Raw genomic sequence first — 21,260 nt, 5'->3', positions numbered from 1 at the left:
GATCGCCTGATGAGCCATTCATCACCCGTACGCCAGGAATACGAAGTTGTTTTACAGCCGTTGCTGACCGTCCCGCTGGAGCGCGAACTGCCCCTCGGTCAACGTCTTTGGCAACAAGGTTGGTTGCGCAAAAGCCTGATCCTGATCCTGCTGGCCGTGCTCTGGGAGTTGGTCGCCCGCTATCAGAACAACGACCTGCTGCTGCCCAGCTTCCTGCAAACCAGTAGCGCGCTGTACGACGGTCTGCTCAGTGGCGAGTTGCTGGGCAAGGTTGGTATTTCACTGGTGGTGCTGCTCAAGGGCTACGTGATCGGCATCGTCCTGGCCTTCGCCTTGACCACTTTGGCGGTCTCGACCCAGTTCGGGCGCGACCTCCTGAGCACCCTGACCTCGATGTTCAACCCGTTGCCGGCGATTGCGCTGTTGCCACTGGCCCTGCTGTGGTTCGGGTTGGGGCAGAACAGCCTGATCTTCGTGCTGGTGCATTCGGTGCTTTGGGCGCTGGCCTTGAATACCTACGCGGGATTTCTCGGTGTCTCGGAAACCCTGCGCATGGCTGGCCGTAATTACGGTCTCAAGGGTATTCGCTTCGTGCTGTTCATCCTGATCCCGGCCGCGCTGCCGTCGATCCTCGCTGGGCTGAAAATCGGCTGGGCCTTCGCCTGGCGCACGTTGATCGCGGCGGAATTGGTGTTCGGCGCCACCAGCGGCAAGGGCGGATTGGGGTGGTACATCTTTCAGAATCGCAATGAGCTGTACACCGACAAGGTGTTCGCCGGGTTGGCGGTGGTGATTCTGATTGGGTTGCTGGTGGAAAATCTGGTGTTCGATACGCTGGAGCGGGTGACGGTGAAGCGGTGGGGGATGCAGCGGTGAGGGGGTAGGTGGTGAGCGCAGTCTATAACCCATCAAGGTAAATACCTTGATGGGTAAAGTTGCTGAGTTAGACTGCCAAAAATGGTCTCACCGGTCATTGAAGGCAGACAATGGGCTCACTTCTTTTTCTGTGAGCTCGAGCCGTAACTCCTATTCGCATAGCCGTGAGGTTGACTATTAATCGTCTCCTGCGCCGATTTCGGTTTCTCATAGGTAGCACCTCTAGTCGAAGAGCTATTCGGGTAGCTACTACTGCTTGAAGAGCTGCTTGAACTGGACGAGCTGGTTTTTTTTGAGTCCATGTTTGAATGCCAAGCATTCTGCGGGAGCTTGCCCGATTTCGTTTGTGTCCTTGTGATCGTCATGAGCTCCGGGAGGTTATCCGGAGATGCTCCCAAGGCATTGAACATTCTTCTATCGAGGGGAACTTTTAGAGCGTCTATAACCCCAGTACCATTTGCAATTACCGTTTGGACGTTTTTAGAAACGGTTGCCGAAAATGCGCTCGCAGAACGCTGGCTGTTACTCACAACTGCTTTGAATACATCGTCAACAAACACGCTAAGTTTTTGAAAAAAATGCCCCGTTTGATCCGAGTTTGTAACTGGCTCACCGCCACAATACATATACGCATTCAACCCACCCCGCCCAAACGGGCTCCAACTGTCCGGGCTATGAAAACGCATCAATCGCGGGTTATAGGTTCGGTAGCCGTTACCCAGCAAATACCAGCCGATCCGCGCCTCGCGCAATTCGCCGTTGAAACCCAGCCTCGTGGTGACGTCCTGTTTGGCGGACTGATGACCGTAGGCTGAATAAGCCATGCGGTTGGTTCTGCCGGCAACGACTTCGGCGAGCACCGATTTTTTGTTATCGGTCGCCAACAGGACTGTGCGTTGCTGGGTCGGATTGGTGTGGTCATCAGCAATTGAATGGGCCATGAAGATGCCTTCCTTGGTGACACGGTCGGTGTGAGTTCAGGCCTCCAGTTTTACGCGCTCAGCCCAACGTTGAGAACTAGCAGAACTGCTAGGGTTTTGACCGACGTACGCTGGCGTCTTCAGTGAGTACTCCCTCCAGAACCGCAATGAACAGCACATCGGTCGTGCCCTAAAAGATCGCAGCCTGCGGCAGCTCCCTCTGGTTATGCTTATGCCTGATAATGCGTGGGTGTATTGGGCTGGCGCAGACGCTACGTGCGGCCGGTCGGATCAGCAATTTTTGACGTCGCAGACGATGGAGACCTGTCGTAGAGTTACAGGTGTTTCAACACTCATAGAGGGTGTATGCGGCGTCTATTTTCATCAGTAGTAGTAGGGGGGATGAATGCAGGTGCGCAGAAACACAGAGCTTGGCGACAAGCCTGACGAACACTTTGCGGTCAGCCAGGTAGAGGTTGTGCGGCGTTTGATTCAGTGGGGTCGTGAACACTGGCTGTTGCCGATTCTGGTACTGGCGGCATTCACGCGATTTTATGATTTGACCGCAGCAGCGATCTGGGGCGACGAAGGCTCCAGCTTATTGTTAAGCCAGTATTCATTGGCCGGGATCTGGTTCCACGCCGCCCATGATGTGCATCCGCCGCTGTACTTCCTGATGCTGCACGGCTGGATCGAGCTGTTCGGCGACGGGATCTTCTCGATCCGCAGCTTCAGCGCGTTGCCCGGTATCGCCACCGTGGCACTGGGGGCCTGGCTGGTGGAATTGGTCGCCACACGGCGTGCGGCGGTGCTGGCCGGAGTGCTGCTGGCCTTGCTGCCTACGGCGGTCCGCTACAGCCAGGAAGTGCGCATGTATGCGCTGTTGGGCGTCTGGTTGATCGGTGCGACCATCGCGTTGGTGTATTGGGTAAAACAACCGCAGCGTCAGCGCTATCTGGTGTTCTATGTCCTGTTGATGACGGCCGGGTTTTATACCCATTACTTCACCGCCCTCTGCGTGCTTTCCCATTGGTTGTATCTGCTGGTGATCCGTTTGCAGCCGTCGAACCCGTGTCGGCATATCACCCGCCCGGACTGGTGGCTCGCCAACGTCGCGATCGTTGTGCTGTATCTGCCGTGGGTTCCCGGCCTGGTCGACTTGATTCAGCACATCGATCAGTTGAAAGCTGGCGGTGATGTGGGCTGGGAAACACCGGTCACGCTCTCTTCGTTACCAACGATGATCTGGTTGTATTTGATCCAGGACGAGGCGGATACCCTGCCATGGGCGTTGTTCGCCTCGATGCCACTGCTGGCGCTGATCGTCGCCGGCATGACGGCCTGGAGTGCCCGAACGCCCTATAAGTTTGATGTTTTGCTGGTGATTTACACCGCACTTCCGCTGCTGCTGGTGTTCGCGGTGTCGTTCATTACGCCGGTCTTCATCGAGCGTTACTTGACCGCATATGCGCTGGGTCTGCCGATGGTGTTTGCGGTTGCCATCGACCGCCTGCAAAAGCGTTTTCGGGTGCTGGCGATCACTGTGCTCACGGTGTTTGTAGGCGCAGAACTGGTCGGTTTAAACGTCAACTCCACCGTCGACGTGAATGATCAAGTCAGCGTCATGGTCGATTATGTGAACCGGCACTATGTCGCGGGCGATCGCATCGTCATCAGCGACATGCTCTGGTATATGAGCTACGTCTATTACAACCGGACCGACGCCCAGCCGCTGCTCTACACGCCGCCGTTGTCCGACGGCACTTCCAGCCGGCCGAACAGTTATGGCTTTGGAACCTTGGTCGATCAAGAGGCCGACACGCTTTATCTCGACCATCTGGGAACGTTGCCCAGAGGAACGGGGCGGGTGTGGTTGATCAGCACCGGCGATCAGCCGGATGAATTCGCACCGCTGCCCAGCGCGTGGCAGAAACTCAGCGAATTCGAGGCGGGTAATGCCAAAGCGCGGCTGTTTGTCATGGCCAGCCCTGCACAGCGGCTACAGAGCGCGCGGGGAACGGGATATTGATCGTTGTCCCGTCACCCCTTCGACGACAAATCCGCCATGCCTTTCAGCAACTCGATTGGCAGCGGAAAGACGATGGTCGAGGTTTTGTCACCGGCAATCGCACCCAGGGTCTGCATGTAGCGCAGCTGCATCGCGCCTGGCTGGCGGCCGAGCATTTCGGCGGCTTGCATCAGTTTTTCCGAGGCCTGTAATTCGCCTTCGGCGTGGATCACCTTGGCCCGACGTTCCCGTTCGGCTTCGGCTTGTTTGGCGATGGCACGGATCATCGATTCATTGAGGTCGACGTGCTTGATCTCGACGTTGGCTACCTTGATCCCCCAGGCATCGGTCTGGGCATCGAGCACTTGCTGGACATCGGTGTTCAGGCGTTCGCGTTCGGCCAGCAGTTCGTCCAATTCATGTTTACCCAGTACCGCCCGCAAGGTGGTTTGCGCCAGCTGGCTGGTGGCCATGAGGAAGTCTTCGACCTGGATGATCGCCTTCTGCGGGTCGAGTACCCGGAAGTACAGCACCGCATTGACCTTCACCGAGACGTTATCGCGGGTGATCACGTCTTGCGGCGGTATGTCGAGCACCACGGTGCGCAGGTCCACCCGGACCATTTGCTGGACCATCGGAATCAACAGAATCAGCCCTGGGCCTTTGACCTGCCAGAAGCGTCCAAGCTGGAACACCACCCCGCGCTCATATTCACGCAGGATGCGAAAGGTTGACGCGGCCAACAGAATCAACAGCGCGATGAGCGCGCCAAAACCCAATTCCAGACCCATAATCATTCTCCTCGAGGCGCAGCCTGCGCCGCAGTCACTTCCAGTAGCAGGCCTTTACGCGCCACCACCTGCACCCGTTGTCCGGGTCGCAGTGGCATCGGACTCAGCACTTGCCAGTTTTCCCCTTGCAGCTGCACCCAGCCGTTGCATGGGTTGCCGGGTTGCACGGCGGTCACGGGCGTAATGCTGCCCACAAGCCCGGCATCGCCGCTAACGAGTTTTCGCCGTCGCGCCCTGATTGCCATGCCCGCCAGTGCCACGAACAGCACTGAACTGAACACGGCCAGGACGAAGATCAACGGCAGCGGAATGCCATAACCCGGCACATCGGTGTCCATCAGAATCACCGCACCCACCACAAAAGCAGCAATCCCGCCGAAACCGATCACACCGAACGTCGGCAAAAAGGCTTCAGCCACCATGAACGCGACACCCAGCAAAATCAGCGCAACCCCGGCGTAATTCACCGGCAATAACTGCAGTGCATACAAGCCGAGCAGCAGGCAGATCCCGCCCAGCACGCCGCTGATACCGGAGCCCGGGCTCATGAACTCAAAAAACAGGCCATAGATGCCGATCATCATCAGAATCAACGCCACGCTGGGATGGGCGATCACCGACAGCAGTTGCGTGCGCCAGTCCGGGTCATGGTTGATCACCGCGGCGCCGAAGGTATGCAGCTGCACCTCCTGCCCGGCGACGCTAAAGGTCTTGCCATCGAGCTGTTTGAGCAGACCGTTCAGGTCGTCTGCTACGTAATCGACCACCTTGAGCTTCAGCGCTTCCTGAGCCGACAGACTGACGGCCTCACGCACCGCCTGCTCGGCCCAGTCAACGTTGCGCCCGCGCAATTGCGCCAGGCCACGGATATAGGCGGCGGCATCATTGATCTGTTTGTGGGTCAGGGTGTCGGTGGTGGCTTCGGGCTCTGGATTCTTGTCGGTGCGTGGCGCCGCCGGTGGGTTTGGCTGCCCGGGCAGGCCACCGATTTGCACCGGTGTCGCAGCACCCAGGTTGGTGCCCGGCGCCATGGCGGCGATATGGCTGGCATAGAGAATATAAGTCCCGGCGCTGGCGGCACGGGCGCCGCTGGGGGCGACGAAACTGGCCACTGGCACGGGGCTGGCGAGGATCGCCTTGATGATCGCTCGCATTGAAGTGTCCAGCCCTCCCGGCGTGTCGATGCCCAGCACGACCAATTGCGCGTGTTCATCGACGGCCTTGTTCAAACCACGCACCACATAGTCGGCGCTGGCCGGGTTGATCACATCGTTCACCGTGAGCACCACCACCGGGTCCACAGCCCACGCCTGCCCGGTCGGTAACCCGATCAGCAACCACAGCCACATTGCCCGCCATACACGTTTGTTCATATGACCCTCCCGGAGAGTCATGCATCAGGGGCCGTCATCCTTTCGTCGGCTTTGAACTGGAGTTTAGTTGAGCAATGGGCTGAGCGAATTTTGATCAGTTATGTCGGCAAACCGGTCAGCAGTTTGTCGGGATGAAGGGTGGTTGGTACCCGGTGCACGGCCTAGACTCTTAAAGTGGAATCAAGTTGTTTACCCATCGTCCGCAAGCAGTTGCTCAGGACACCGAGGTGCATCATGCGTATGGCAAGAACCGTGCATTTGAGCCTGGAACAGGCCAAATGCGATTATGACGTCGTGACTCATCCACACTCGGCGAGCAGCCTGGAAACCGCCAGGGTGGCGGGCATCCCCGCTGAGCGCGTGGCGAAATCAGTCATCCTCGACGACCACCACGGCCACTACTTGATGGCCGTCCTGCCCGCCAGCCGCCATCTGGACCTGACCAAAGTCCGTGGCAGCAGCGAATGGCAAATTACCCGCGAAAGCACGCTGGCTCACCTGTTCAACGACTGTGAACGTGGCGCTGTGCCTGCTCTGGGCGAATCCTATGGCATGGACATGATCATCGACCCAATGCTGACCCGCCAGAAAGACATCTACCTTGAGGCCGGCAACCACAACAACCTTGTCCACCTGAGCATGGACCAGTACCTGAAAATGGTGCCCCATGCCGAAGTGTGCGAGGTGAGTCATTCATGATGATTGGCAGTGATCGTTGCGCAATCTTCGCGGGCAAGCTCATTCCTTGCCCGCGATCGTTTAATCACTGACCCCTCCAACCAGAAACCCGGGAGTCCCCCATGGAATCACCCACCCACAGCCTGCCATCCCTGTTCAAACAACTCGGCCTGCCCGATGACCCCGTCAGCATCGACCAATTCATCGCCACCCACTCACCGCTCAAACCCGAACTGCACCTGGCCGACGCCTTCTTCTGGACCAAATGCCAGGCGGATTTTCTGCGTGATGAAGTTCTGGACGACGCCGATTGGGCAGAGGTGGTGGATCAACTGGATGTGCTGATGAGGAAGGGGCGGGGGGTGTAAAAATCTGAAGGGAATCGCCGAAATATACAAAAATCTGGTGAGCGTTGAAAAAATCTGGGCTTTAATCGCGTTTGTGAACTTTTTCTGTGGACGCGCGCAATGCCTTTGGTTGGATATGCCTACCTACATGATGCCCTAGGACTCAAAGCCATTGCGCCAACACGCTTGGCGATGATCAAACCGGTCACTCGCATTTCGATGATTGGCGATTGTTTGGCGGTTCCACAGTCAGTAGCGCCTGCCAACGATTCTGTTCTCGATCACATCCTCTTCGCGCTCAAACATGAGGGCGTCAACCTTAGCATCCTGGCTCAGTCGCTTCAGGTGATTTCTGCCGAACAGCTACTTCAAGAGTTAGCGAAGGCGCCCAACGGCGTCTTCATACGCAAGGCCTGTTTTCTCTGGGAGAGTTTGACTGCGCGGCGGCTTGACTATGAAGTCCCGGTGAATAGCCGTTTCTCTCCATTGTTCGACCCGAAGCGATATGTAACGGGCCCCACGGTTCGAAACGCACGCTGGCGAATCGAGTTCAACGGCCTTGGGTCCCTTAACTATTGCGCCACCGTGGAACGTACCCCAGAACTCGAAACCTTGCTCAGCCTAAACATTCTCGGCCGGGCCAAAGCCTTTATGGCGACCTTGCCCCCGGAGATGATGGACCGCGCCATCAACTGGGCCTATCTCCACGAAACTCGTGACTCCTTCGCTATCGAGAAGGAAGAGCCCAGCGAAGAAAAATCCCGACGCTTCGTTCAATTGCTACGCCAGGCCCATGAAGGTCGCGAGCTGAGCGAAGACTATCTGGTCGAGTTGCAAAACAGCACGGTCTCCAATCCCTTCGACAAAGCCGTGATGTTTCGACACGAGCAAAATCATCTGCACAACGGCCTGCGAGGCGCTGCCGGTGTGAGCTATGTGCCACCCGCGCCGGACCTGTGCCGCGAATTGATGCAAGAACTGATGACTTTCGCCAATCAGGCTTCGCGACAGATCGATCCATTGGTTGCCGCGGCTGTGACGGCCTTTGGTTTCGTCTTCCTTCATCCGTTCATGGATGGCAACGGCCGACTCTCTCGATTTTTGATCCACCAGACACTTTGCCATTCCGGTGCACTTGAGAACGGGTTGCTCCTGCCCGTCTCAGTCGCCATGAAACACGAAGAACAAAGCTATCTGGCCGCCTTGAAGGACTTCTCCCTGCCTGCTCGTGAGTTCTGGAACGTCACTTGGCTGGACGCGGAAAAAATGGCCTGTGAGTTCATCGGCCATCCGTCGATCTACCGCTTTTGGGACGCCACTCGCTGCGTCGAATTCACCCTGCAAATGGCCCGCCGCGCCCTAGAAGTAGAGCTACGCGAAGAAACTGAATTCCTTGGCCGCTATGACCGCGTGGTCAAAGCCGTCAACCAGCGCTTTGACGTGCGTGGCAGCGACCTGTCCAGGCTGGTGATGATGTGCCTGGACAACGAAGGAAAGGTCTCCAGGAATCGGCGCAAGCAGTTTCAGTACAGCGTGCCGGAGGAGGTTTTTGAGTTTATTGAGGCGGAGGCAGGGAAGGTGTTGATTTAGGTAAGCGCGAACGTAGCGCTGTGTACGAATAGGCTAAAAAACGCTAAGAAAAGTAAGCGGCCAGCCCGTTTGGTTGCACACCCTGAACCATCCCCCCTATAGTTCGCCCCGTCGCCGCACATCGGCGACAGGATTTGGCGATCCTAGTCACAACCTTGCGCTTCAGCGCCCAGAACTCTCTTGCCTCCACTTTTTGGTTGGCGAGATGTTTTATGGCGGCTGTGCGCGGGAGACCTTCGGGTCTGCCGGGTTGGGTCGTGACCGGTTCGCCAACCTGCGTACAGCTGCCACCCTTTTTCGTTTGGCGACGATGAATGGAGGCTCCAAAACACGACCTTTGAGAGATATCCCATGACTCCATACCGCCCCCTGACATCCAATCCCACCGCCGCCTCTGTTCTAGCCTTCAACACCCTCGCGGCGACCCATCTTCTGCACGAAACCGCCTGTAGCCGTGTGCGCATTGGCACCGATCTGCTGGAAACCCTCACCTCAGTCACCATTCGCGATATCGACGATCAGGATCTTTATCGCTTCATCAACGCGGCGTTTGTGTCGTTGCGTGATGGTCTGGACATGATGGAAGAAGTGCAGCATCGCTTGACCGCCCAAGCACTGAAAGCGACTTGATCTTTCGTTCTCGGATTTTGGCGGATAGGGCTGTCGACCGTTAGTTCGTCTTCGCGGGCAAGCCCGCTCCCACAAGGATCGCGCAGTTCCTGTGGGAGCGGGCTTGCCCGCGAATGGTCTGGAGCCATGCTCGATCGCTGCGGTTGCTCACTGAACTGATGGTTCCCACGCTGACGGCGATTTTAGGTCGCTCTGAAGCACACTGAACGGTCTAAAGCCTGAGCCCGTCGAGCTGCGTACTCAGCCTCGACCTCATCATTGGATTGGCCTTGCCCTCTATGTATTGACGCACGGGCCGCTTCGACTTTGTTCTGCAGAAACTCAACGTATTGGATGGAATCCCTCCAGTCCCGCGTGTCCTCGGACGGCATTGTTGTAGCAGGTCGTTTCGACATCGCTGGTCTCTTCATTTGGTCCCTGAACCCTATAGATGTTTTCGGTAACGCGAGAGCATGATCGTTCCCACGCTCTGCGTGGGAATGCCTCACTGGACGCTCTGCGTCCGCTTCGGCAGTGACGCGGAGCGTCACGGGCTGCATTCCCACGCAGAGCGTGGGAACGATAGGTCGGTCCGCTTTACCAATGTGTTTCAAAACTTGACTGAATTTACCCGTCAATGCCATATTGATAGTTAGCAAACTAACAGTGTGCGAATTTCCCTTTGCTCAACAATCTCGACACTCTCCAGATGAATATCAGCAGTGGCATGGTGGTCGCTTCGCGGCATTGGCGGCGGATCTGTCAGACCACGCTGGTCAACTATGGAGTCTCCGAAGCCTGCGCCGTCCCGTTGTTGATGATCGGGCGCTTGGGCGAGGGTGTGCGGCAGGTGACGGTGGCGCACGCGGCGGGGATGGAGAGCCCGTCTCTTGTCCGTCTGCTCGATCAGTTGTGCAAAGCCGGCTACGTGTGCCGCACAGAAGATGCCCATGACCGTCGCGCCAAATGCTTGAGCCTGACCCAGAGCGGTCGCGAACTGGTGCAGGCGGTCGAAGCCGAGCTGGTGCGCTTGCGCCGCGAGGTGCTTGAAGGCATCGAGCTGGCGGATCTTGAGGCCGCATTGCGGGTGATCCGCGCGTTTGAGTCGGCCACGCATTTACCGGTGACGACTTCGTGAACGGATTTTTTACCGGCATGCCACCCGCGCGGGACTGGTTTTATGGTGTGCGTACCTTCGCTGCGTCGATGACCGCACTGTACATCGCCATGTTGATGCAGATGCCGCGCCCGTATTGGGCGATGGCCACGGTGTATATCGTTTCCAGCCCCTTCGTTGGCCCCACCAGTTCCAAGGCGTTGTATCGCGCCGTCGGCACGTTTTTAGGTGCCGCGGCGGCGGTGTTTTTTGTGCCGATGTTTGTGCAGACGCCGCTGCTGCTGGCGGTGGTGATTGCCCTGTGGACCGGCATTCTGCTGTTTCTTTCGTTGCACCTGCGCACCGCCAACAGCTACGCACTAATGCTCGCCGGTTACACCTTGCCGCTGATTGCCCTGCCGGTGGTGGATAACCCGCTGGCGGTGTGGGATGTGGCCGAGGCGCGTACCGAAGAGATTTTCCTCGGCATTGTCTGCGCGGCGGTGATCGGCAGTCTGTTCTGGCCACGGCGCCTGGCGCCGGTGTTCGTTGAATCGACGGGCAAGTGGTTTGCCGATGCGGCGACCTACAGCCAGCGCTTTCTGAACCGTAACGTGCAGCCTGAGGAAGTCAGCGCATTGCGCGCCTCGATGGTCGCGACCTTCAACAGCCTGGAGTTGATGATCGGCCAGTTGCCCCACGAGGGCGCGCTGCCGCAAACGGTGCGCAACACCCAGAAACTGCGGGGCCGGATGATTCACCTGCTGACAGTGGTGGATGAACTGGACGATGCGTTGTACGCGCTGGAGCGGCGCACACCGGAACTTGTGGATAAGTTCGCGCCGCTTTTGAGCGCGGCCAATGAGTGGCTCGCCAGCACCGCCAAAGACGCGTCGGTCGAGCGCTGGCAGGCAATGCGCAGTCAACTTGAAGCCCTGCAACCGAGCTTTGATGCGCTGGACGATCGCCGCCAGTTGCTGTTTTCCAACGCCCTGTACCGCCTCGGCGAATGGATCGATTTGTGGCAAGACTGCCGCAGCCTGCAGCGGGCGATTCAATGCGAAAGCCAGGACATTTGGCGCGCGGTCTATCGTCACTGGCGCCTGGGTCGATTGACGCCGTTTCTCGACCGTGGGCTGATGCTGTATTCGGTTGCGTCGACCATCATTGCGATCATTGTTGCTTCGGTGCTGTGGATGCTGCTGGGCTGGACCGACGGCGGTAGCGCGGTGATTCTGGCGGCGGTGGCCTGTAGCTTTTTCGCCTCGATGGACGACCCGGCGCCGCAGATTTACCGGTTCTTTTTCTGGACCGCGATGTCGGTGCTGTTCGCCAGCCTCTACCTGTTTTTGATCCTGCCGAACCTGCATGACTTCCCGATGCTGGTGCTGGCGTTCGCCGTGCCCTTTATCTGTGTCGGCACCCTCACCGTGCAGCCGCGTTTTTACCTCGGCATGCTGCTGACCATCGTCAACACCTCATCGTTTATCAGCATCCAGGGCGCTTACGACGCGGATTTCCTGAGCTTTGCCAATTCCAATCTGGCCGGCCCTATCGGGCTGCTGTTCGCGTTCGTCTGGACCCTGATCGCCCGGCCATTTGGCTCGGAACTGGCGGCCAAACGCCTGACCCGCTTCAACTGGCGGGAAATTGTCAGCCTGACTGAGCCTGCGACCCTGAACGAGCACCGACACATGGGCGTACAGGTGCTCGACCGACTGATGCAGCACTTGCCCCGACTGGCGATGACCGGTCAGGACACAGGCATCGCCCTGCGTGAAGTGCGGGTGGCGCTAAATCTGCTGGACTTGCTGGCTTACTTGCCGAGGGTGTCGGGCCTGCCGCAGGCCCTGGTGCGCCAAGTGGTGGCCGAGGTCGGCGAGTACTTCAAGGCGTGCCTGAAGACTGACGAGCGGTTGCCTGCGCCGAGCCCGCTGTTGATGACGCTTGATCGAACACGTCGCGCGCTGAACAGCCAAGGCGTTCAAAGCGATGGCGAAACCCGCCTGCATCTGTTGCACGCGCTGAGTGGTTTGCGTCTGGCGTTGTTGCCGGGCGTCGAATTTCTCGGCGCTGGCGACCTCGAAGAACCGCTTCCCCATGGCATCGATGGAGCGCCTCTATGATCGGTGATCTGGACATCAGCGGGGTGTTCCTGCCCACGCTGCTGGTGCTGATGGGCATTACATATGTGTTGTACCTGGTGGTGCACGGGGTGCTGACGCGCTTGCACTTTTATCGTCTGGTCTGGCACCGGGCATTGTTCAACGTGGGTCTCTACGCCTTGCTGCTCGGCGCCGTGGACTCACTCAGTCGATACCTGATGACATGAAAAAACCTTTATTGACCCTCGGTCGCGTGGTTCTGACCCTGCTGGTGGTGACCTTCGCCTGCGTCGTGGTCTGGCGCATGGTGATGTATTACATGTTTGCGCCGTGGACCCGGGACGGACACATCCGTGCCGATGTCGTGCAGATCGCCCCGGACGTATCGGGTCTGATCCAGCAGGTACAAGTACGCGACAACCAGCTGGTGACGCGCGGTCAGGTGCTGTTCAGCATCGATCAGGACCGTTTCAAACTGGCGTTGCGTCAAGCCAAAGCCGCTGTCGCCGACCGTCAGGAAACCCTTGCTCAGGCCCAGCGCGAGGCCAAACGCAACAGTGGCCTCGGCAATCTGGTGCCCCGCGAGCAACTGGAAGAAAGCCAGTCCCGCGTCGCCCGCGCCCAATCGGCGTTGGCCGAGGCGCAGGTGACGGTGGACAGCGCTCAACTGAACCTCGACCGCTCGGTGATCCGCAGCCCGGTGGACGGCTACGTCAACGACCGCGCGCCGCGAACCCAGGAATTCGTCACGGCCGGTCGGCCCGTGTTGTCGGTGGTGGACAGCAATTCCTTCCACATCGACGGCTATTTCGAAGAGACCAAACTGGACGGCATTCATGTCGGCCAAAGCGTCGACATCCGGGTGATCGGCGACAAGGCGCGGCTGCGCGGGCATGTCGAAAGCATCGTCGCCGGTATCGAAGACCGCGACCGCAGCAGCGGCTCGAACCTGTTGCCCAACGTCAACCCGGCGTTCAGCTGGGTGCGGCTGGCGCAACGGATTCCGGTGCGGATCGCCTTCGACGAAGTGCCGGAAGACTTCCGCATGATCGCCGGGCGGACCGCCACTGTTTCGATAATGGGTGACAAGCCCGAGCAGGAGCCTACGCAATGAACACGGCCGCCCGTTTGGCAGCGGCCGGGCTTGGCCTGCTGCTTTCAGCCTGTCAGGTCGTCGGGCCGGATTATCACCTGCCGGACAACGCCGCCGTGCACCGCGAAGACTTGCAAGGCGAGCTGGCCGGGCAGAGCAACAACGTGGTCTCGGCGCCGGTGCCGAGCGATTGGTGGCGGTTGTATCAGGACCCGCGTCTGGATGAGCTGGTGCGTCAGGCCATGGCGTCCAATACCGATTTGCGCGTGGCGGCGGCCAACCTGTCCCGGGCTCGCGCTCAAGTCGACGAAGCTCAGTCGGCCGGTGGCTGGAGCGGTGGGGTGAAGATGGGCGCGCAGCGTTTGCAGGAGTCCGGTGAAGCGTTTTTGCTGGCCGATAAAGTGCCGGTGGCCAATGTCGGCGACATTGGGATCACGACGTCTTATCAATTCGACTTGTTCGGCACTTTGCAGCGCGGGATCGAAGCGGCCAAGGCCAACGCCGATGCCACCCAGGCGGCGGCGGACACGGCACGGATTACCTTGGTGGCGGATGTGGTGCGCGCTTACACACAAGTCTGCGCAGCCAATGAGGAACGTGAAATCGCCGAGCATTCGCTGGACTTGCAAGCCCAGAGCACCACGCTCACCCAGCGCTTGCGGGACGCCGGGCGCGGTGACGAAACCCAGGTCACCCGTTCGCAAACCCAATTCAAATCCCTGCGCGCCGAACTCCCTCGCTATGAGGCCGCTCGTCAGGCCGGACTCTTCCGTTTGTCGATGTTGCTGGCCAAACCGGTTGAGCAACTGCCCTCCGGCACTAACACCTGCGCTGAGCTGCCGCACATTGCGCAATTGTTACCGGTGGGTGACGGCGCGACGTTGCTCAAGCGTCGGCCAGATGTGCGTCAGGCCGAACGTCGGCTGGCCGCTGCGACTGCCGGGATCGGCATTGCCACTGGCGAGCTGTACCCGGACATCAGCATCGGCGCGACCGTCGGCACCGTCGGCCTTCTGGAAAACCTCGGTAAACCGGCGACCAACCGTTGGGGTTTTGGCCCGTTGTTGAGCTGGACCGTACCGTCCAACGGCTCCCGCGCGCGGATTCGTGAAGCCGAAGCGTCGACCCAGGGCGCACTGGCGCATTTCGACGGGGTGGTGCTCAACGCCATTCGCGAAACCCAGACCGGTCTGGCGCAGTATTCCGCGCAGTTGCAGCGCCGCGATGCCCTGGCCGATGCCGAGCAGTCGGCGCAACTGGCGGCGGACCAGACACACCGCTTCTTCCAGGCCGGTCGGGCGTCGTTCCTGGCTGACCTGCAGGCGACCCGGACCTACACCGATGTGCGCGCGCAGCTGGCTTCGGCCAACACTCAGGTTGCCATGAGTCAGATCGATTTGTTCCTGGCGCTGGGCGGTGGTTGGGAAAGCGGACGAACGCAAGGTTCTGAGCACGCGAAACCCTGAGGCCGTTGCTATGCTTTGATCAGTTGGGTGGCGCGCAGCTGTTTGCGCCCGTCCGCGGATCAAGGCTCGCGTTGGTCATGGGGATTCGAGTAATGAAAAACCCTTATGCTCCCGGCTTCTGGTGCGCCATCGTTGCGGTGGTGTTGCTCTCTGCTACCTATTTCTACGGCATCATGCTGGCCCATCAGATCGACAAGGCGCTGCTGTTTCTTGACAGCGCCAGCGCGCTGATCGCCGTGCTATCGATCGTGGTCGTCGCCTGGGCTTCGTTTCAGGGCCAGAAGGTCAAGAAAAAACAGCTCGAACAAGGCAAAACCCTGGTGCTGATCTGGGACACCAAGGTTGCGCTGCGCCGGGTCGAAACGGTGTTTGATCGTTACTTCTGGGGCAGTTACTGGCAACCGGGACGGACCTTCCAGGAAGTCATGGGCGAACTCACGGGCACACCGCTGGAAAAGAGTCTTGAAGCCCTGAAACACCAATGCCTGGTCCTCGACAAGCAAATAGCCGATGGCCGGCACTGGCTGAGCAATGCCCGCGAACTCGCTGATGTCGCCACGGCCATGGCCCGGGAACGCTATCAACTCGATTTCTGCGACCCACGCTCGGAATCACCGAGCGGAGCGGTGATCAATCGGGACTTTGAAGTGCTCGTCTATACCTGGACCGCCAGGCTGAAGAGCTTTGATCATCAATTGGATGAGATTGAAGTTCAGTATTCGTAACGGTAGACCCATTTAGATTTGTGCTGGCTGGACCGCCCCCATCGCGAGCAAGCCCGCTCCCACACTTAATCTGCGGCGGCCACAAACAGTGTGCTCACCAGAGATCTAGTGTGGGAGCGGGCTTGCTCGCGATGGCGGTCGAATGATCTCCAACGATTCCGGTCAGTTTGAAACTTCAGAGATCACCCACCTTTGCATTAAACATCCTCGGCTCATCACTAAAGTCATACACCTGAACCTCCTCGATCTAATCGTTGTTTCACATCCTATGTGGGTCGCCCCGTACGGCAAATGCTAATCTCCCAGCACTTTTAGCGGAGTCGAGCCGCAACCCGTCAAGGGTTCAGGGAAGACGACCACTCTTTCAACAACGGACATTGATCGGGCCAAACATGAATAAATCAGCGGGCGTACTGTTAGGAATCGTTGTCGCGGTAGGTGCAATCAGCGCCGGCGGCGCCTGGTACACCGGCACTAAACTGGAAGGGGTGTTGAACACCACGATTTCCGATGCCAACAAAGAACTGCAAGCGGCCATGGTCGGTTCCAATGGCGTCGCGACCCTGGAATTGGTATCGCTGGATCGCCAGTTGTTCAGCAGCACTGCGCATTACCGTCTCAAAGGTCGGGGCGATATGTTCGGCGATGCTCCTGACGGCGTTGAATTGCTGTTTGTTGACCATATCGAACACGGCCCGTTACCGTTCTCGCGTCTGATTTCGTTGAAGTGGCTGCCGGTCCTGGCCACCAGTCACTATGAGCTGGAAAAGACCTCGCTCACCGAAAAATGGTTCGCCGCCACCAAGGATGTTTCCCCGCTCAAGGGCGTGGTCAACATCGGTTACGACAACGCCACCAACGGTACCCTCGAGATGCTGCCGCTGGAATTGGCGCTGGACGAGAAGTCCAACCTCAAGTTTTCCGGTCTGAACCTCGAGGTATCTGCTAACGCTCAGGCGCAGAAGGTCAAAGCCAACGGCTATATGGATAGCCTCACCCTGTCCACGATTTCCCAGGAGCAGACGCCGGTCCAGATCGAGTTGAACGGCCTGACACTGGCCAGCAACCTCAAAAAAAGCAGCTACGGCTATTACCTGGGGCAAAACACGGTCGAGCTGACCAGCACCAAGACCACCTTCGGCGACAAGCAGTCGGTACTGACCTTCAAAAACGCCGAAATGAAAAGCTCCACCGAGGAGTCAGGCACGAACGCAGCGGGGCGCGCCGATTACAAAGTGGGTGAAGTCGCCCTCAACGGCAAAGCGATTGGTACCGCGCAGATGGCCTGGAGCATGAAGAACCTCGACATTCCGGCCACCCTGGCGCTGATGCAGGTGTACCAGAACAAGCTGCAACCTTACGAGGCTGCCGCCGCCGCTGCGGCTGCCGCAGGTGAGCCGGCGCCAGAGCTGAACCTCACCGAGGCCGAGCAGACTCAGGTCAAGGCTGATCTGGATAAACTGCTGGACGCCAAGCCGCAGATCGCCCTGGAAAACCTTTCGTTCAATACCCCCAACGGTGAAAGCCGCATGAGCCTGGTCGTCGATCTGGCCAAACCGCATTCAATGGACCTGCCGCCCGTTGAAGTGGGCAAGCAACTTATTGCGCTACTGGATTTCAATCTGCTGTTGTCCAAGCCGATGATCGCCGACGTGGCCAGTGCGCAGGCACAGTTCGAAGGTCAGACCGATGACAAGGCCATTGCCGACCAAGGGGCCATGGCCAGTGATATGGCCAGCAGCATGGCGGTTGGGGCTCAATTGGCGACACTGGACGGCAACAACATTGTGTCCAAGCTGCACTACGCCAACAATCAGGTGGATTTCAACGGCCAGAAAATGACCGTCGAGCAATTTGTCAGCTTCGTGATGAGCAAGTTCAGCGGCACTGTCGTCGTTGAGTAAGCCGTCTGTCGAGTCAGCTGCTACGGTTTAAGTACTATTTTTTGATGCTTGGCAGGGCGTAGCAGCTGTCGAGTAGAGCGAGGCGGCGTCCGGCTGCGAAGCAGCCGTAAAACCCTGCACCTCGGTGTTTCAGATACCGCGAGCAGGTTTTACGAGGACTCCGTCCTCGGACGCTGCCTCGTTCTACTCGACAACCGCTACGGGAATTCTAGCTTTTAGAGATGTGTAGATGCCCATGGCCATCGGGGCGGGCCGTACCTGCGCAGTTCAGTGCAATCTTCACTGCCACCTTACGAACGGTCCAGCTATAGTCTGCGGGCCGACGACGGCGCTCTCAGGATAAGGTGCTCTGGTATGACCCGATTTTCTTCGCTCAACCCTTGGCTGGCGGCCGTTGCAGTCGCCCTCTGCCTGCAACTGCCCGCACAAGCCGCGGAGCGCTTTACCCTCAGCATTCCTGGTGTATCGGACGACAGGTTGTTCACGACGGCCAACGCCGGTGACGGCAGTGGCTGCGGCGGGCAGAACCTTTCCCCCGCCCTGAGCTGGACGCCTGGCCCTGAAGGCACCCTCAGCTACGCCATCGTCATGCACGACCCGGATGGTCAGAAAGGCCAGGGTGTCGATCACTGGGTGCATTACGGGATCAAGGCCGCCACTCACCATATTCCGGCGGGTTTCGGCACGAAAGCTGCGATCGAGGGGGTTGGCGGAACCAACAGCAAAAACACCACCAGCTACGTCGGCCCATGCCCACCGGTTGGCGACAGCGCCCACCACTACGTGATTCAGCTCTATGCCCTTGACCTCGCCCCGGACGCATTGCCCGCCGGCCTGACTCGCGCGCAGCTGATGGAGAAGATCAACGGTCATGTGTTGAAAAACAGCAGCGTGGTGCGGCGTTATCAGCGCTGAGGCATTATTTTTCGGGGCTTGACCCGAATTGATGAGGCTGTCCGTCTCAAAGGATGAACAGATCATTTCCTCCTGAGGTCAGCCACATGTCGGCGTCGCGCTGATGCTGGCGTCGATGCATAAGCGTCTTCCGAAGGAATATCTCACGGCCCGACTCAAGGAATTGCAGGAGCAGTGAGGTGTATGGTGCTCAGCGAGTTGGCGTCGATAATTGAAAGGGCGCACTATCGACCCAATTGCTGATGCGTTGGAGAGTAGCCGTGACGCAACGAATCGACCGTATTGCCCTGCTCAAGAGTTGCCCAGTCATGGGCGAGGAGATACGCCGGGCAATCACTGAAAGTCGCAAAGATCCGTTCCCGGTGTCGGAAGCGGACGATGATCTTGAAGAATTGGATGCGGCCATCGAGCCCGTCGAAGCACCTGCGGGCGGCAAGTCGAAAAAAGGATCTTAGGTATCGAGAATCTCGAAAGCAGAACATCGTCCTAAGGACTTATCCGCATGGGCGCAATATTCATTCGCATCTGATAGCCAAAACGCCTCAACGATCCTTTTTTTGCGCAATGGCGCGCAGTGCCTCAATACCCAGTTTTTCGCCCTCGGCCTCTTTAAAGCGGCGACGCTGCTCGGTAGGTTTGTTGTCGGCGGCAGTTGTTCGGTAAAACCGAACAACTGAATCCTCCAGCAGGACATATTTGCTGAAGCGGTAGGCGTTTCATAGCAGCATGCTCTACTGATCAGTAGTCCTGTCGATCAACCAGAACTCGCAAAACGGACAAACAAAAAAGCCCCAGACCCTAAGATCTGAGGCTTTCTCGTTTTTGCGTATGGTGCACCAGGCGGGATTCGAACCCACGACCACTGCCTTCGGAGGGCAGTACTCTATCCAGCTGAGCTACTGGTGCAATGCGGGCGCCATGATACTCATATGCGTTGCGGGCGTCCATGCTGCTGAATCGTCTGATTTTTCTCGACCGTTAAACAGCCGTTGGCTACGTTGATCAGAAAAAATCAGCAAAAGCGCCATTTTCGTTCTTTTTTTCGAACAGCCTATTGTCCTTTACCCCCTTTGATCCTAGGATTCGTTTGAGATTTCAAACGCTCTTGTCTGGGTGCTGAACCGCACGAGTTTCATTATGTGCGCTATTTATGTGCTTCGGGCCGGTGAATGAATTTCCTGACGGCAGCCCTTGAGGCGCCTTTCTACAATTAATAATTCGCTCCGCGCCTGCGCGGTGCTGTTAAGGAAAGCCCACATGCAGCTCAAAGACACCCAGTTGTTCCGCCAACAAGCCTATATCGATGGCGCTTGGGTCGATGCGGACAATGGTCAGACGATCAAGGTCAACAACCCGGCAACGGGCGAAATTCTGGGCACTGTGCCAAAAATGGGCGCTGCCGAAACCCGCCGAGCTATCGAAGCTGCTGACAAAGCGCTGCCGGCCTGGCGTTCACTGACCGCCAAAGAACGTGCGAACAAGCTGCGTCGCTGGTTCGAACTGTTGATTGAAAACCAGGACGACCTCGGTCGCCTGATGACCCTTGAGCAAGGCAAGCCATTGGCTGAAGCCAAGGGCGAAATCGTTTACGCCGCTTCCTTTATCGAGTGGTTCGCCGAAGAAGCCAAGCGCATCTACGGTGACGTGATTCCTGGCCACCAGCCGGACAAGCGCCTGATCGTGCTCAAGCAGCCGATCGGTGTAACTGCCGCGATCACTCCGTGGAACTTCCCGGCCGCCATGATCACCCGCAAAGCCGGCCCGGCTCTGGCCGCTGGTTGCACCATGGTGATCAAGCCTGCGTCGCAAACCCCGTTCTCGGCTTTGGCCCTGGTTGAGCTGGCACACCGTGCCGGTATCCCGAAAGGCGTGCTGAGCGTCGTCACCGGCAGCGCCGGCGACATCGGCGGTGAGCTGACCAGCAACCCGATCGTGCGCAAACTGTCCTTCACCGGCTCGACCGAAATCGGTCGTCAGCTGATGGCCGAATGCGCCAAGGACATCAAAAAAGTTTCTCTGGAACTGGGCGGCAACGCACCGTTCATCGTGTTCGACGACGCGGATCTGGATAAGGCCGTCGAAGGCGCGATCATCTCCAAGTACCGCAACAACGGCCAGACCTGCGTCTGCGCCAACCGCCTGTACATTCAGGATTCAGTCTACGACGCGTTCGCCGAGAAGCTGAAAGTGGCTGTGGCCAAGCTGAAAATCGGTAACGGTCTGGATGACGGCACCACCACCGGCCCGCTGATTGACGAAAAAGCCGTGGCCAAGGTTCAGGAGCACATTGCTGACGCCCTCAGCAAAGGCGCGACCCTGTTGGCGGGCGGCAAGAGCATGGAAGGCAACTTCTTCGAGCCGACCATTCTGACCAACGTGCCAAACAATGCCGCCGTGGCGAAGGAAGAAACCTTCGGCCCATTGGCGCCACTGTTCCGCTTCAAAGACGAAGCCGACGTGATCGCGATGTCCAACGACACCGAGTTCGGTCTGGCCTCGTACTTCTATGCGCGTGACCTGGGCCGTGTGTTCCGTGTGGCTGAAGCCCTGGAATACGGCATGGTCGGCGTCAACACCGGGTTGATCTCCAATGAAGTCGCGCCGTTCGGCGGCATCAAGGCCTCGGGCCTGGGCCGTGAAGGCTCCAAGTACGGCATCGAAGATTACCTGGAAATCAAATACCTCTGCCTGGGCATCTAACCCCGGCAATGTATTGAGCGGAGAGGGGCACGAGAGCGCTGCCCCCTTTCTGCGCTTCAAACGA

19 protein-coding genes and 1 tRNA gene are annotated in these 21,260 nt (G+C 58.4%); 16 read left to right on the top strand and 4 right to left on the bottom strand.

Features of this window, described 5'->3' with window-relative positions:
- The first annotated feature begins 9 nt into the window (after nucleotides 1-9).
- Nucleotides 10-876 (top strand): ABC transporter permease, encoded by an 867-nt coding sequence (locus ACN1C3_RS28815; RefSeq protein WP_419119113.1) that lies wholly within the window; start codon nucleotides 10-12, stop codon nucleotides 874-876.
- A gap of 116 nt (nucleotides 877-992) precedes the next feature.
- On the opposite strand, the gene ACN1C3_RS28810 is transcribed toward ACN1C3_RS28815, so the two are convergent.
- The gene (locus ACN1C3_RS28810; RefSeq protein ID WP_419119112.1) at nucleotides 993-1,817 is read right to left on the bottom strand and encodes an RHS repeat-associated core domain-containing protein; all 825 of its coding nucleotides are present in this window, start codon (nucleotides 1,815-1,817) and stop codon (nucleotides 993-995) included.
- Nucleotides 1,818-2,202: 385 nt separating this feature from the next.
- Here ACN1C3_RS28810 and ACN1C3_RS28805 point away from each other — a divergent pair, with 385 nt between their 5' ends.
- The gene (locus tag ACN1C3_RS28805; protein WP_419119111.1) at nucleotides 2,203-3,825 is read left to right on the top strand and encodes a glycosyltransferase family 39 protein; all 1,623 of its coding nucleotides are present in this window, start codon (nucleotides 2,203-2,205) and stop codon (nucleotides 3,823-3,825) included.
- Between the two features lie 11 nt (nucleotides 3,826-3,836).
- Here ACN1C3_RS28805 and ACN1C3_RS28800 read toward each other — a convergent pair whose 3' ends face one another.
- Together ACN1C3_RS28800 and ACN1C3_RS28795 are read right to left on the bottom strand one after the other, a co-directional pair.
- Entirely contained in the window at nucleotides 3,837-4,595 is a 759-nt protein-coding gene (locus ACN1C3_RS28800; RefSeq protein ID WP_419119110.1) for a slipin family protein, read from the bottom strand.
- 2 nt (nucleotides 4,596-4,597) lie between these two features.
- Nucleotides 4,598-5,968, bottom strand: a complete 1,371-nt coding sequence (locus ACN1C3_RS28795) for an NfeD family protein (protein WP_419119109.1) — start codon at nucleotides 5,966-5,968, stop codon at nucleotides 4,598-4,600.
- A 234-nt stretch (nucleotides 5,969-6,202) separates the two neighbouring features.
- Here ACN1C3_RS28795 and ACN1C3_RS28790 point away from each other — a divergent pair, with 234 nt between their 5' ends.
- From ACN1C3_RS28790 to ACN1C3_RS28730, 13 genes are all read left to right on the top strand, one after another.
- Nucleotides 6,203-6,667, top strand: a complete 465-nt coding sequence (locus tag ACN1C3_RS28790) for an aminoacyl-tRNA deacylase (protein WP_419119108.1) — start codon at nucleotides 6,203-6,205, stop codon at nucleotides 6,665-6,667.
- Between the two features lie 101 nt (nucleotides 6,668-6,768).
- Entirely contained in the window at nucleotides 6,769-7,014 is a 246-nt protein-coding gene (locus ACN1C3_RS28785) for a DUF2789 domain-containing protein (protein ID WP_419119107.1), read from the top strand.
- 99 nt (nucleotides 7,015-7,113) lie between these two features.
- Nucleotides 7,114-8,583: a Fic family protein gene (locus tag ACN1C3_RS28780; RefSeq protein WP_419119106.1), complete on the top strand. Its 1,470-nt coding sequence runs from the start codon at nucleotides 7,114-7,116 to the stop codon at nucleotides 8,581-8,583.
- 351 nt (nucleotides 8,584-8,934) lie between these two features.
- Nucleotides 8,935-9,213, top strand: coding sequence for a hypothetical protein (locus tag ACN1C3_RS28775; protein ID WP_419119105.1), 279 nt, complete (start codon nucleotides 8,935-8,937; stop codon nucleotides 9,211-9,213).
- 688 nt (nucleotides 9,214-9,901) lie between these two features.
- Complete coding sequence (locus tag ACN1C3_RS28770; RefSeq protein WP_419119104.1) at nucleotides 9,902-10,330, top strand: MarR family winged helix-turn-helix transcriptional regulator; 429 nt, start codon at nucleotides 9,902-9,904, stop codon at nucleotides 10,328-10,330.
- A complete protein-coding gene (locus tag ACN1C3_RS28765) occupies nucleotides 10,327-12,414 on the top strand; it encodes an FUSC family protein (protein ID WP_419119103.1) in 2,088 nt (695 codons plus the stop codon). The genes ACN1C3_RS28770 and ACN1C3_RS28765 overlap by 4 nt, the downstream gene beginning before the upstream one ends.
- The gene (locus ACN1C3_RS28760) at nucleotides 12,411-12,620 is read left to right on the top strand and encodes a DUF1656 domain-containing protein (RefSeq protein ID WP_419119102.1); all 210 of its coding nucleotides are present in this window, start codon (nucleotides 12,411-12,413) and stop codon (nucleotides 12,618-12,620) included. The genes ACN1C3_RS28765 and ACN1C3_RS28760 overlap by 4 nt, the downstream gene beginning before the upstream one ends.
- Nucleotides 12,617-13,507 carry an efflux RND transporter periplasmic adaptor subunit gene (locus ACN1C3_RS28755; protein ID WP_419119101.1) on the top strand — a complete coding sequence of 297 codons (891 nt, stop codon included), beginning with the start codon at nucleotides 12,617-12,619 and terminating at the stop codon, nucleotides 13,505-13,507. The genes ACN1C3_RS28760 and ACN1C3_RS28755 overlap by 4 nt, the downstream gene beginning before the upstream one ends.
- A complete protein-coding gene (locus ACN1C3_RS28750) occupies nucleotides 13,504-14,952 on the top strand; it encodes an efflux transporter outer membrane subunit (RefSeq protein ID WP_419119100.1) in 1,449 nt (482 codons plus the stop codon). Before ACN1C3_RS28755 ends, ACN1C3_RS28750 begins: the two co-directional genes overlap by 4 nt.
- A 92-nt stretch (nucleotides 14,953-15,044) precedes the next feature.
- On the top strand, nucleotides 15,045-15,677 hold the full coding sequence (locus ACN1C3_RS28745) for an NADH:ubiquinone oxidoreductase subunit N (RefSeq protein ID WP_419119099.1): 633 nt from the start codon (nucleotides 15,045-15,047) through the stop codon (nucleotides 15,675-15,677).
- A 392-nt stretch (nucleotides 15,678-16,069) separates the two neighbouring features.
- Nucleotides 16,070-17,581, top strand: a complete 1,512-nt coding sequence (locus tag ACN1C3_RS28740; RefSeq protein WP_419119098.1) for a YdgA family protein — start codon at nucleotides 16,070-16,072, stop codon at nucleotides 17,579-17,581.
- Nucleotides 17,582-17,935: 354 nt separating this feature from the next.
- On the top strand, nucleotides 17,936-18,496 hold the full coding sequence (locus ACN1C3_RS28735) for a YbhB/YbcL family Raf kinase inhibitor-like protein (protein WP_419119097.1): 561 nt from the start codon (nucleotides 17,936-17,938) through the stop codon (nucleotides 18,494-18,496).
- Nucleotides 18,497-18,756: 260 nt separating this feature from the next.
- Nucleotides 18,757-18,951, top strand: a complete 195-nt coding sequence (locus ACN1C3_RS28730) for a hypothetical protein (protein WP_419119096.1) — start codon at nucleotides 18,757-18,759, stop codon at nucleotides 18,949-18,951.
- A 374-nt stretch (nucleotides 18,952-19,325) separates the two neighbouring features.
- Here ACN1C3_RS28730 and ACN1C3_RS28725 read toward each other — a convergent pair.
- A tRNA-Arg gene (locus ACN1C3_RS28725) sits at nucleotides 19,326-19,402 on the bottom strand.
- 351 nt (nucleotides 19,403-19,753) lie between these two features.
- Between ACN1C3_RS28725 and gabD the strand changes: the two genes are divergently transcribed.
- The gene (gene gabD / locus ACN1C3_RS28720; RefSeq protein WP_419119095.1) at nucleotides 19,754-21,196 is read left to right on the top strand and encodes an NADP-dependent succinate-semialdehyde dehydrogenase; all 1,443 of its coding nucleotides are present in this window, start codon (nucleotides 19,754-19,756) and stop codon (nucleotides 21,194-21,196) included.
- Nucleotides 21,197-21,260: the final 64 nt, after the last annotated feature.

This window comes from Pseudomonas sp. H11T01 (assembly GCF_048515765.1).
In the GTDB taxonomy this organism is placed as follows: Bacteria; Pseudomonadota; Gammaproteobacteria; order Pseudomonadales; family Pseudomonadaceae; genus Aquipseudomonas.
This window is presented reverse-complemented; position numbering and strand designations above follow the sequence as displayed.